Origin of the sequence: Methanoplanus endosymbiosus (assembly GCF_024662215.1) — an archaeon.
GTDB lineage: Archaea > Halobacteriota > Methanomicrobia > Methanomicrobiales > Methanomicrobiaceae > Methanoplanus > Methanoplanus endosymbiosus.
In genome coordinates this window covers 3,007,447-3,020,427 of sequence record NZ_CP096115.1, presented here as the reverse complement: position 1 = coordinate 3,020,427, position 12,981 = coordinate 3,007,447, and the positions used below count along the sequence as shown (strand labels likewise).

At 41.1% G+C, this 12,981-nt stretch carries 12 protein-coding genes; 3 read left to right on the top strand and 9 right to left on the bottom strand.

The features are described from left to right. Positions 1-3: 3 nt before the first annotated feature. A complete protein-coding gene (gene pstA / locus L6E24_RS14125) occupies positions 4-1,926 on the bottom strand; it encodes a phosphate ABC transporter permease PstA (protein WP_257742593.1) in 1,923 nt (640 codons plus the stop codon). A gap of 349 nt (positions 1,927-2,275) precedes the next feature. Between pstA and L6E24_RS14120 the strand changes: the two genes are divergently transcribed. Then, positions 2,276-3,271, top strand: a complete 996-nt coding sequence (locus L6E24_RS14120; RefSeq protein WP_257742592.1) for a phosphate uptake regulator PhoU — start codon at positions 2,276-2,278, stop codon at positions 3,269-3,271. 73 nt (positions 3,272-3,344) lie between these two features. Here L6E24_RS14120 and L6E24_RS14115 read toward each other — a convergent pair whose 3' ends face one another. Together L6E24_RS14115 and L6E24_RS14110 are read right to left on the bottom strand one after the other, a co-directional pair. Further along, on the bottom strand, positions 3,345-4,712 hold the full coding sequence (locus tag L6E24_RS14115; RefSeq protein WP_257742591.1) for a metallophosphoesterase: 1,368 nt from the start codon (positions 4,710-4,712) through the stop codon (positions 3,345-3,347). Between the two features lie 14 nt (positions 4,713-4,726). Further along, positions 4,727-4,918 (bottom strand): hypothetical protein, encoded by a 192-nt coding sequence (locus tag L6E24_RS14110; protein WP_257742590.1) that lies wholly within the window; start codon positions 4,916-4,918, stop codon positions 4,727-4,729. An 815-nt stretch (positions 4,919-5,733) separates the two neighbouring features. Between L6E24_RS14110 and L6E24_RS14105 the strand changes: the two genes are divergently transcribed. Continuing rightward, positions 5,734-6,306: a pentapeptide repeat-containing protein gene (locus L6E24_RS14105; RefSeq protein WP_257742589.1), complete on the top strand. Its 573-nt coding sequence runs from the start codon at positions 5,734-5,736 to the stop codon at positions 6,304-6,306. Between the two features lie 24 nt (positions 6,307-6,330). Here L6E24_RS14105 and L6E24_RS14100 read toward each other — a convergent pair whose 3' ends face one another. Further along, positions 6,331-7,395 carry an META domain-containing protein gene (locus L6E24_RS14100; RefSeq protein ID WP_257742588.1) on the bottom strand — a complete coding sequence of 355 codons (1,065 nt, stop codon included), beginning with the start codon at positions 7,393-7,395 and terminating at the stop codon, positions 6,331-6,333. A gap of 186 nt (positions 7,396-7,581) precedes the next feature. Here L6E24_RS14100 and L6E24_RS14095 point away from each other — a divergent pair, with 186 nt between their 5' ends. Next, positions 7,582-7,920 (top strand): cupin domain-containing protein, encoded by a 339-nt coding sequence (locus L6E24_RS14095; RefSeq protein WP_257742587.1) that lies wholly within the window; start codon positions 7,582-7,584, stop codon positions 7,918-7,920. A 32-nt stretch (positions 7,921-7,952) separates the two neighbouring features. Here L6E24_RS14095 and L6E24_RS14090 read toward each other — a convergent pair whose 3' ends face one another. The 5 genes from L6E24_RS14090 to L6E24_RS14070 all read right to left on the bottom strand — a co-directional run bounded on the left by L6E24_RS14090 (position 7,953) and on the right by L6E24_RS14070 (position 12,977). Further along, complete coding sequence (locus tag L6E24_RS14090; protein ID WP_257742586.1) at positions 7,953-8,414, bottom strand: DUF3795 domain-containing protein; 462 nt, start codon at positions 8,412-8,414, stop codon at positions 7,953-7,955. A 31-nt stretch (positions 8,415-8,445) separates the two neighbouring features. Continuing rightward, positions 8,446-10,785: a PAS domain-containing protein gene (locus L6E24_RS14085; protein ID WP_257742585.1), complete on the bottom strand. Its 2,340-nt coding sequence runs from the start codon at positions 10,783-10,785 to the stop codon at positions 8,446-8,448. Between the two features lie 188 nt (positions 10,786-10,973). Next, positions 10,974-11,825, bottom strand: coding sequence for an alpha/beta fold hydrolase (locus tag L6E24_RS14080; protein WP_257742584.1), 852 nt, complete (start codon positions 11,823-11,825; stop codon positions 10,974-10,976). Positions 11,826-12,051: 226 nt separating this feature from the next. Then, positions 12,052-12,183 (bottom strand): hypothetical protein, encoded by a 132-nt coding sequence (locus L6E24_RS14075; protein ID WP_257742583.1) that lies wholly within the window; start codon positions 12,181-12,183, stop codon positions 12,052-12,054. A gap of 308 nt (positions 12,184-12,491) precedes the next feature. Continuing rightward, positions 12,492-12,977, bottom strand: coding sequence for a universal stress protein (locus L6E24_RS14070; RefSeq protein ID WP_257742582.1), 486 nt, complete (start codon positions 12,975-12,977; stop codon positions 12,492-12,494). Positions 12,978-12,981 lie beyond the last annotated feature (4 nt).

Here is a 12,981-nt window from a genome sequence, read left to right as displayed (position 1 = left end):
ATTTTACCACCTGACTGATTTCTGGTAATGATTTCTGATTAATACTGCAAAGAGGTAGATAACTGCCACAATCGTGACAAGTACAACTGCCGTTCCGTACTGGTTTTCTGTCGCACCGGGGACATTTGTTGAGAGAATATAGAGGTGATATGGCAGTGCCATCACCGGGTCAAACTCAGATGAAGGGAGGAATCTTGACGAGAAGACTACTGCCGTAAACAGAATAGGAGCAGTCTCTCCGGCGGCCCTGCCAATGGAAAGTATTGTCCCCGTAATTATTCCCGGTATTGCCGGCGGGATTACCACCCTGTATATTGTCTGCCATTTTGTTGAACCAAGCGCGAGACTGCCATGACGGACAGACTGCGGGACACTCTTCAGTGCCTCTTCAGTTGTCCGGATAATAGTAGGAAGCACCATCAGCGCAAGGGTTATCTGTCCGGCTATGAGGCTCACGCCGAAGTTCAGGAAGAGAACAAGGAATGAGAAGCCAAAGAGACCGAATACGATGGACGGTGTTCCGTTTAAAAGATCAATGCCTGATCTTATGATCCCGGAAAAACGCCCCTCTTTTGTATATTCGGTCATATAAACCGCAGCACCAATGCCTATGGGAAGGGCCATCGCTATTGCTCCGGCAACAAGGTATAGTGTACCCACTATTGCAGGGAATATGCCTCCCTCACGTCCGAGATTTCTTGGAGATTCAGTGAGGAACTCCCATGATATGGCAGGAAGACCTTTAGAGAAGATGTCAAAGAGAATGACTGCAAGGGCCAGCAGAACAATGCCGATTGCGGCATACAGAAGGCTGTAGGCAATCGCCTGAGTCTGTCTGGGGGATAATCTGCCAGAGAGGAAATTAGCGCAGGCAGCAAGAACTGCAAGTATCACCGCCGGAATTATGCCTGCAACTATCAGGGTCAAAAGTACCGGCAATCCTGCAATTATCAGGTTTTTATTGCTACGGAACTTCTTTGTGAGGTGATGATCATTCGGTAGAGAGATGAAACCGGTCTTCTTCTCTTTCCTCACGCCTGTGCCTGCCTGCTTCTCATTTATCTTCTTCAGTATCTTCCGGGCAGAGAGGTTTACTGCAAGAGTAATTACCAGCAGAATCACAGCTACACCAAAGAGAGCATGATAGTGATCACTTCCAACCGCAACTTCGCCCATCTCAATACCAATTGTGCCTGTAAGTGTCCTTACGGGTGAAAGTACATCAGTTATAGGTGAGGGAATTATTGCCGCATTTCCGGTTACCATCATCACTGCCATTGTCTCGCCGATTGCACGACCCATACCAAGAATTACTGCCGCTGTAATACCTGAGAGGGCTGAAGGGACGAGTACCCGGCTTATGGTCTGCCAGTTTGTCGCACCAAGCCCCAGAGATCCGTGCTTAAAGCTCTTCGGAACAGCACTTATTGCATCCTCAGACACACTGATGATTGTCGGAAGTGCCATTATGCCAAGAAGAACTGAACCTGCAAGCCAGGACTCACCGGAAGGGACATCAAATGTAACCCTTAGCCAGTCTGTAAGAACAATAAGCCCAAAAAAACCGAATACGACAGATGGTATGCCTGCAAGAAGTTCTATAGCCGGTTTTACAACATTTTTAACTCTCCGGTGCGCAATCTCCGAGATATAAATTGCGCCTGCAACACCAAGAGGTGCAGCAATTACTATTGCACCAATGGTGACAAGAATTGTATCCACCCAGAGCGGCAGTGTACCATATGCAGGGACGGCCCCGGCAGGATTCCAGACAGGGCCAAAGAGGAAGTCAATAAGTCCGAATTTGTAAAATGCCGCAATTCCGTCTTTTAATAGAAATAACAGTATGAAGAATACTGTCAGCACTCCAAAGATCGCTGCAACAAAGAGAACACCTTTAACAGATCTGTCCCAGAATTTTCTCATGCTGTTTCCGGAGGGAAATATTCCCTCTCCGGGCGAACCGTTAAGACCGGAAGAGAGAGACACTGGACAAACCCTTTAAATCCGGACGGAGAACACCGCCGCTTATTTTTCCTGAGATATCACACAGAATTATCCGAACAGAAAAAGATCTGTTGACAGTTATGATTGCGAATATATTTTGCCTGAATTTTCCGCAATTATAATATTTATCCATAATTTTCATATCAGCACTATAAATACATCAGACGGATTATAAAGGGATGATCGAAATAAAATATATTGGCTAAACCCACACATATACAAATATTGTCTGGGCAGATTATATATTCTGAAATAGAGAAATATATATATGGACATCAGAAAGGTTCAGATGAGCGGAGGATCTTCCTACATTGTATCCCTCCCAAAGAACTGGGTTATAAAGAGCCGGATTAAGAAGAACGATCCTGTTGGTCTGATTGAACAGGATGACGGAACAATACTTATAACCCCTAATACAAGCGGAGAGCAGATCCGGAAAATCTGGAAGTTTGAGGTCAGCGCATCAACTGATGAAACCTATTTTTTAAGGTGCATGATCGGAGCCTACATCTCCGGATATACGGTTATGAGAATATGGGCACATGGAAGACTTCCGGCTTTTGCAACCGTAAAAGTGCGTGAATTCACATCAATGGCTATAGGGCAGGAGGTTGTTGATGAGACAGACAGTACAATAGAGATAAAAGACCTCCTGAATCCTTCCGAGATGCCGCTTAACAGTACACTCTCCAGAATGTCAGTCATTGTCATAAAGATGCATCAGGATGCTATGAATGCACTGAAGGAGAATGATCATAACCTTGCAGACAATGTAATACTGAGAGACAATGATGTGGACAGACTTCACTGGCTGATTGCAAGACAGTCCAATCTCCTGTTAAATGATCTAAATCTCGGAAGAAAAATGGAGATCCCAAATGATATGGCTGTAAGCTACTTCCTTACAAGCAGAATTATTGAGAGGGTGGGGGACCATGCAGGCAGGATTGCAAAAAATTCAAAATATATTAATTCAGGCGACATATCACCTGAACTGACAGAACAGATATCAAAGACAAGTACCGAGGCAGTTGACATTTTCAGAAACAGCATCAGTTCATTCTTTAACGGAGATATTAAAACAGCAAATAAGCTTATTGATATGGCAGGAAAAAATGTCGGGGTATGCCGGGAGATAAACGATATTGCACTGACCTATGATGCCTCTGTAGCGACACACCTGGTGGGCATATCAGACAGTATGAGAAGAGTTGCTGATTATTCGGCTGACATATGTGAGAATGTGATCAACCACTTCATCTGAATTCTAAAAATCTTATTCAGGATTAAATCCGGGGAGGGAGCACTATGGCACAAATCTGTTGCCGGCCCCCATATTAATTCCTCTTTTCAAAAACATCTTCTAATGCCATAATCTTTGCAGGGTATTTTTCCGGATGGCTGATTATGCTGATAATATTATCAAATAATACGGGCCGGTACGATATAACTTCACAACTGACATTAATAGTCCGGGACTTAAAATTAATAAAAGGATACTCACACATCCGGCTGTTATGAGTGTGCCCGTGGATGATCCATCCGTCATAATCTTCTGGTGCATGTCCGGGGTTATGTATCATAAAGAAATTGTAGCCATTATATGAATATTCAACAGATTCCTCTGCATTTTTGACAGATCTATCATGATTGCCCCTGATAAAAACAATTTTTCCGTTGAGTTTTGTGAGCAGGTCCTGTACAGATTCCGGATTTTTATTATATGTCAGATCACCAAGGAAGAATATCTCATCATCCGGTTTTACAGCAAGATTCCAGTTTTCAGTCAGTATTTTATCCATCTCAGAAGGATTTTTGGTATCAAACGGCCTTGCTGTTTTCCGGATCATATCATAATGGCCAAGATGCAGATCTCCGATAAGCCATTTTGAAGGGCTGTTAGATGAATTAACGGATAAAGATTCATAACCTTTAATCTCATAGCCTTTAATCCGGCGGTAATTGTTAAAGGTACCTGCCCAGCCGGACGGTCCCGGATATTTTATCCAGCCCTTTGATATGAGATCATATTCAAGGTACTTTTTACCGTTCTTCTCCAGAACAATTCTGACCACATCAAATTCAAAACAGAAATTCCTGATCCTGTACTTCGGAGATCTGCCACTCTTCCAGACAGTTCTCAGAAGAATTTCATCTATGATACTGATTTTATCTCCGTTATGCTTCCTAATCTTTAGTAATTCTTTCCTTTTGAGACCTTCTGCCAGAGGAATACAGGGAGACTGTGTGACATTCAGATCTGTTATGCCGGAGATCTCAGATAAAAGGCATTTCCTTAATTTTTCCGGAAACAAAGTCAGACAGGTGGGGTTTTTGCTGAGTGTCTCGTTATTATATCCTCTGATGGCTGTCTCGTTATTCACACTTCCAATGGCTGTCACCTCACTTACCATTCCACGACTGAATATCACAGGGAAATCAACTGAGTATGACTTATTTTTCCGCGAATATCCAAAGCCTGAGATATAACATCCAATCAGATTATAATCAGAGAAAGATGATTCGACAGCCAGCTTTATCTCTTTTTTACCGGCACTTTCTCCGGCTTTAAACTCTGCGATGCAGATTGTCGGGGATTTCTGCACCGTAAAATCAGGAAGTGCATTCTGAATTTCAAGAATCCGGTCTTTTAATTTATCTTCTGCCGCAGACGGATGAAGCAGTATTCTGTAACTGTCAGGCAACCTGTACACCGCAGTCAGTAGCGTCCGATGCTGTCAAGTTCTTCCCGTACAACAATCCGGACAGCTTCAATATCAAAGCCACCTTTTTTATCCTTCTCTTTTAAGAGTTTTTCCATGGTCCTGATGCCTTCGCTGATGCTGTTACCATATTTAAGCGCGGTTTCAAGTGCATCCAGCTGCACCCTTACAACCTTTGAGTCGGCCATGATCAATATTGTATAACCATCACGGATAAATGTTACATAATGCTACATGACATTATGCGGACCAAAACTGTATCAGAGATGAAATAAATGTGAGAAGAAATCAGAACAAAAATGACCATAAATCAGGCCAAAACAGATAAAAAGAGAGGTTTCCTGTAAATTCTGTCTTCAGACAGGAAGAACAGGAGGTTTATTAAAGAGTTTTGAGGTATCTGACATCTCTTTGTGTAGAACACAATTTATGCAGAAAGAAGATGCCTATATTAGATGTTAGGAGCGCAATAAGGCATACTTCTTCTTATTCTTCTTTGCCGGAGATCACAGCAGGGCAGGCAGGCAATCCTTAGATGTCAGATAAGGACCATCATGTAATGTTCTGCTCACTCACGACAATAATATAATAATACTAACTCAGATATAAATTCACGCCGCGTGGGGCGAAAGTAAAAACTCAGTGAATATTCATCCACATCCGACAAAAAAGCTATTTTAAACTTAAAATCCAGAGACAGCATAAAAGTCGGGCAAAATCTCATACAGACATATAATTTCAGAGCCGGAAAATTTCAGCGCTGCGGGCGTTGGTCATAAAAAGAATTGCTGAAGACATATAAAAACCACACATAGGTGCAGATAATGTTTTAACTGAACATTCTGGCTGACCGGTATTCCGGAGAACAGGACATTCAGAGATATGTTTGGGAGATGTCCGGCAGTAAAAATCCGGATGAGAATTTTCCGGTAATATATTATTTTGCCGGACTGACATAATAATCAGGAAAAGATCCGGAAGATAACCAGAAGATAACGGGATTATGACAGAATATTTTCATTGCGGTGAACTCTCAAAAAAGCTGGATTACTCAGATAAATCTTTCTGCGGGGGTGAATTTGATTCATGCACCTTCAGAGACTGTAATTATGAAAACTCCGATTTATCTGACAATGAATTCAGGGACTGCCTCTTTGAAGGCTGTAACCTGAGTGCGGCACTGTTCAAAAATTCCGGGCTGAAATCAGTTAATTTTATAAACTGCAAAATAATGGGTGTGGATTTCAGCTACTGCAAAGAATTTCTCTTTGAGGTGAAATTTAAAGACTGCATACTCGATTATTCCATATTTTTAAGAAACAATCTGATGAATACAAATTTTAAAGAGTGCAGTGTAAAAGAAGCCGAATTCACAGAGTGTAAGCTTAAAGGTGCACAATTCCACAACTGTGAGCTTTCAGGTACTCTTTTCAGCCGGTGTGACTTAAAAAAGGCAGACTTCAGAACAGCAGTGAATTACTCATTTGATCCTGAGATAAACCAGCTTAAGGGCGCAAAATTTTCATACCCGGGAATTTTGGGCCTGCTGGAAAAATATGAGATTATAATTGATTAAGTGCCGGAAATATTCCGGAAATATTCAGGATTTACCTGATTTCACAAATGTCATCAGTGTTTTTCCGTCATCATCCCTGAAAATCAGGGATTTACCGTTAAAATAATATCTGCTGACCGATTCAAGATTTTTAAGATATGCTGACTCATATACCATAACAGCCTCTTCACAGTACATCCTTGTTGAACCTATGGCACTGAATTCGATCCCGAAATATTCATCTGTTGAGTAAGAAGAGAAATAATTGTTGCAGCCCGCATTTCCGGAAGCTTTGTCATCCGAAAATTCAAGTGTTATTCCGATATTCTCAGGAAGAGAGAGAACTGCTTCTTTACCATCATTCATTGAAATCAGTTCCCACGAACTCCCTGAGATTTTAAATGGCAGGAAGTTAAGAAGAACACCACCTTCTTCATCTGAAATTACAAGTTTTCCATCTGACATAACAGCAGAACTGCCTTTCTGAAGAAGTTCGAGATAATCATTCTCAAATTCCATTGTCGCATCTGTGCAGTACATAGCTGTAAAAACTATGATTCCGGTTTTAAACACTCCGTCTTTTGCTTTGTAGTCTGCTGAATAACTGTTGCACCCGGAATTTCCGCCAAGGATACTCTCATTTACAAACGTAAGCGTTGCATCAATCCCTTCCGGAACTTCATTCATTCCTCCGTTAACTCCCATATATGAAGTAAGGAGCCAGTCTGTGCCGGAGAGTTCATCTCCCGATACTGCTGTAACATTTTCAGTTACATATTCAGATTCTGTGATTTTTCCGGAACCATCTGAACCATCTGTGATTTCAGAGTTAATGCCTGAATCAGCCGAATCTTCAGAATTATCTGTAGTACCACCGGAATTGTCAGCCGTACCGTTTCCTCCGCCTGTAACGGTAATGTCTGAAGCACCACCTGCACTGTTGCCCGTGCATCCGGCAGTCATAAGAACTGCCAGAACCATCACAGATGAAAAAAGTATAAAGGATAATCTGCCTTTATTGAATCCCGTTCTCCCGGAATAGTCCTCAGAATGATCATAATTATTACGGACATATGAATCCGGATTTTTATTTCGGTTTTTTTTGCTCATGATTTGTCAGAATAAAATAAGGGATTTATACATATACCAATATGCATGGCTTCGAAAATATCTGAAGTTAAAATCATCACACTTTTTACAGGCTAAAGGTGAAGACTCATATCTTCTTTTCCAACGTAAAAATCATGGATACTATTATCCCATATCCGGGTATTATATCAATTACTGGTGATATTTATGGAAATTAAAAAACTAGCGGAACTTCCGGTAAGCCCAAATCCTCACAAAGTAGATGCAAAACAGGTATATGACACAGAAAATGCAACTGCTGTTGTGATTACCCTGAAAAAGGGAGAATCATTAAAGAGGCATAAAACACCGGTGGATGTATTTTTCTATGTCCTTAAAGGTGAAGGAATAGTTGAGATAGGTGAAGAAGAGGAAGAGGTATCGGAGGATATGATCATCAACAGTCCAAAGGATATTCCACACCGCCTGATAAACAGTGACAGTGAGATCTTCAGGGTTCTTGTCGTTAAAGTGCCTAAACCAACAACCCAGACAAAACTTCTCTGACAAATAATGGATTAATATGAAAGAACCGGAAATCAGTCCCAACGGTAAAACGGATGCCTCTTCTCAACCCATTTTTCCGGCCCGTAAATCTTAATCAGTTCAAGATTTTTAACATTGCAGTCACCGCAGAATTTCCTGATAATATCAAATTTATCACAGTCCCTGAAACTGTCACACTCCCAGCAGCCGGAATACCCCTTCTCCTTACAGCAGAGAACTATAGGGCAGGGTTCACCGCCGGAATAAATGCAGCTACCGACTTTCCGGCAGCCATAACGGCACTGATGGGCAATAAGACGGTCAAGCAGAGAGATAAACGTATCAAAATCCTCATATTCAGGTACAAGCGGCGATTTAACCTTTGAATAATTAAAAAAATCAGCACGCCCAAGCTCTTTTTTAAGCTGATAGGCAACAGGACTGTGATTATTCCTGAAATGTATGCAGTCCGGACAGTACAGTCCGCAGTATGCTGTAAATTCACTGTCTTTCACTCAGATCACTAAAAATCCCATTATGTCCCTGTTATAGATCTACTTCATATTTTCCGGATTTTTCAGACGGAACTTCATCTCTGCAAAAACGCCAGTTTCCTGAAGGCACAAGTATCTCAAAGCGTGCACCCTCACCATAGACACCGTTTTCATGTATTGAAATTCCCGATAGTTCCAGAATCTCACGTGCCAGAAAGAGGCCAAAACCGGTATTTGAGCCATATCCAACATCAAAGATCTTTATCTTCTTCTCCGGAGGAATACCTCCGCCGTCATCCTCAATAAATATCAGTAATTCCTTCTCAAAAAATTCATACCTGACATTAATTGCAGTTAAATTTAAACCATGCCTCATGGAATTATCAAAAAGCGTATAAAATACTCTCTCAAGCATCCGGTCAGCAAAAATCTCAATGCTGCCGTCCGGAATACCCACAAGTCCGGGCGGGAAAAATTCCTTCTCATTAACCTCAGATATAACCCCGGAGACATTCTGCCATTCAGGTGCATCTATCCCAATATCCTGGTAATATTTGGTAAACTGAATCTGTCCGGAGATCTTTTCGGTTGCGACACTGGCCTTATTCAGATATTTCAGGGCAGTGTCAGGATCATTCATTTCAACTGATTCCTGTACAAGTTCTTCATAGGCAGATAAAACTGTAATCTGATTGAGTATGTCATGCCTGGTAATATTGCTTAAGAGATTGAGTTTTTTATTTGCAAGTGCTTTTGATTCGGATAAAAGCCTGAATTCTTCGGCCTTCATCTCAAGGTTTCTCTCAAGTTCCTTTCTTTTTGTGATGTCATTTAAGACAAGCATCACTGCCGGTTTTTTATCAAACTCAATGAGCCGTCCTCTTATATTAACTATAATTACATCGCCGGAACCTGAGATCAGTCTGATCTCATATTCACCCTTAAGTGAATCTGAAAGCCTGAGATTTAACATCTTTTTTGCAAGGCCGCGATCATCCGGATGTATATAATCCGTCAGACTTCTGCCGACAAGATCCTTCCTGAAATATCCGATTGCTTTTGATCCGGAAGGATTTATATAGATCACCTTTCCGTTAATATCATAGATGACGATGTAATCCGGAAGATTATTAATGAGATCTTTATTAAATTTCTCACTCTCAGCAAGTGCCCTTTCAGCAGAGATACGCTCACTGATATCAGCCATTGACATTAATATTCTGTCCAAACCGGGCATATGGGATACGCCGATATGTGTGTATATTCTCTCACCTTTGGCAGATTTAAGTATCAGATCATGGCTCAGTGGCAAAACAGACATATCTTTCATTCTTTTCCGCCGGAATTCCTCAATCCTCTCCTTCTCAGTATCATCAACAATATCGGACAGGAATAGTTTACCGTCAATCTCTTCAGGGAGATAACCAAGCATCTTACGGAGATGAGTATTTGACAGTTTTATCTTCAGATCTGCATCTGCAACTATAAGACCGGTCCCTGCATTCTCAAATATTGCCTGATATTTTTTCCTGGCAATTTCAAGATCATCACGAATCTCATATAATTCACTTATGTCCCTTAAAACTGCAAGTACATGCGGTTTTTTATGTATATAGTATAAAGAACCTGAGATCAGAATTTTTAAGGTTCTTCCGTCGCGGGTCAGAAAATCGGCATAATAATTTTCAACAAAACCATCTTTAAGAATAAGATTTATAAATTCCAGCCTCTTCCCGGAGTCTTCCCATAATTTATCCTGTTCCGTAAGAGGGCGGATCTCCCCCTTAAGCTTATATTTAAATAAATTCTCAAATGAGTTATTAAAATCAATTATTTTCCCGTCTTCAAGACGTGAAATCACAACCGGATCAGGTATTATTCTGAATACCTTCTCAAATTTCTCCTCACTTGTCTTTATGAGAGCTTCTTTATCCCTTAATTCAGTGACATCCTTCAGTATCCCGATAATACCCGCAGGATTTCCGTCATTATCAGTGAAAGCAGATCTTAAGATGACCACATTGTGATCTTTTCCATCCGGAAATCTGAGTCTGGTCTCATATTCCCGTGTACCGGGGCTGTTAATAAGACATTTATCAACCGCATTGCAGGAAGATGCAAAATCCTCCTCAAAGAAATCATAGACCAGATGCCCTATCACATCATCACGTGATTTTCCAAGAAATCTGAAGAAATGACTGTTTCCTCCGGTATAAACACCATGAATGTCTTTGATAAAAAGAGGATCAGGAATTGAATTTAAGAGAAGATTCAGAAAATTCCTGTCATTATCAGTATCCTCAGCACAGGGGTAAGACATAATAAGATCAAGTAAATCTGACGATAGACCTGCATTTGTATCCATTAACCCTGATTTTTTATTGTCTGCCATGTTTATGTCCGGGTAAAACTTGTGAAGTAATTATAACCTACAAATCAATAAAAGAATCCATTCAGGAAAACCTGACAGGCATAATATATCCCTCATGTAAAAAAAACTGCTTCCTGGTCAGGAATAAATCAATTCCGGACCGTGATATTATTCGGATGTCCTGAGATGACTCGTCAGAATCTCACATACTAAGGATGAGATACCTCAGAATCGGTGAATAATTTAACTGCTGATGCCATATTTTCAGGATACTGATACATTGCTCCGTGACCTGAATCTTTTAACCGGATAAGCCATGAACCAGATATCTTTTCTGCAATCATCACTGAATTTTCCGGAGGAGTTAAAATATCCTCAGTGCCGGTTATGATAAGAACAGGATTGTCTATTTCATGGAGTTTAGAATCTGCACCATTCCAGATTTCCATTGCTTTATACTGCATTGCCACAACTTCAGGCGATATGGTTTCTGTTACAACAGGAAAATATGACATTATATCCGGATGTTCCTCAAACCACCTCTCCGGGAAGAGTAATCCTAAAAGCCTCATGCCACGCTCCTGATCTGTGCCGGAAGTGTCTGCGAGCATCTCATAAATGTCAGGGCCAGCCATTAAGGCTTCTTTTCCACCGCAGTCAGCAGCATACAGGATCAAAGATTTCAGGATTTCAGGATATTTTATCGCCATTTCAAGCGCAATATTTGTTCCCATTGACCATCCGAGTATGTGTGCCTCACTCACACCAAGCGCCTCAAGAAGTGCTTTAGAATCATCTGCAAAGAGTGGAATTGTAAAATACCGGTCATCATATGACGAGTAACCTGTGCCCCTGTTATCAAAAACGATTACACGATAATTCCTGGAAAGTTCTGATAAAAAAGCGGTGGACCACATATCCATTGTAGCCGAATATCCGGTTATCATCAGCAGAGGCTCTCCTGACCCGAATTCACGATAAGCAATATCAATTCCGTTTGCATTGATCTTCTTAAGCTCAGATTCGTCCATAAAAGTATTGCCGGTTGGTGATGTATTCATTTTGAAATCTCCTTCTGATAATTCAGTATTCAACCCTCAGAGCAGTTATAATTTGCCCACAACCGTCAGACGGAAGAAATGCACAGAGCCATAAATCAATTTACCAAAGAGAACGTCCGGGTAAAAGGTTGTGCCGGCAGGTCATTACAGGATAAAATTCCGGCAAAAATATTAAGGTTCAGAAATATCCCAAATCAGAAAAAAATCCGGAGTAAAAATCCGGACATCAATCAGAAGCAGATTCATACGCATCGTACATGCTGTATATCCACACAATGATATAAAATGGAATTCCGATAATCATAGTCGAGAGTGCACCAAATAAAATTGCAAGAATAAACAGTGCAACAGCTTTCAAAAACTGCCCGGTGTACAACTGTCCGAGGCCAGGAATAAAAAATGACATTATTAATGCCAGTATTGGTGATGCCATACAGATAGTTATCACAACAATATCACATATATTTTTTCCGATTCGTAACAACCATATCTGTTGATAAACAAGAAAAACTAATCAGGTGTCAGTGAAGATGGTCACGAAGACTGACCCATTCCAGGTAACACTTACAGTAACTGAAACTGCTTAAATATTATCAGATATCAACTGCAACTCCGGCAGCATATCCAAAGGACGATATATTTCCTGTCCGGAAATCTGCCCTCCCCCTACTCAAGGTCGCATCCGGAAGTCAGACCCTCATTTATCATCAGTACAGGCATCTTTGCCTGCTTAAGCACTCTCTCTGATGTTGTACCAAGAATTATCTCTTTTAGATTGTCACTGCTGTGCCTTCCCATGACAATGACTGATGCCCTCTCCCTCTGTGCACATGACAGTATCTCCTTATCAACAACGCCCTTTACAATAACAATCCGGGCATTAATTCCGGTTTCAGCAAGGGCATTTTTCATATTCTCAGCCTTCTGCCGGGCATTCTCCTTCATCTTGGATTCAATCGCAGAGTCATACTCCGTCATCTTTTCCGAGTTTAACCACCCGATTCCGGTCTTGACAAGATCAACCTCATGCTCATCAAGAACATGAAGTATAATGACCTCTTCTGTTCCGGCCTTTCTGAAACTTTTTACGCAGTCAAAGGCCCGGAATGAACTCTCCGAAAAATCGGTAGGGAATAAAATTCTCCTGAACATAACA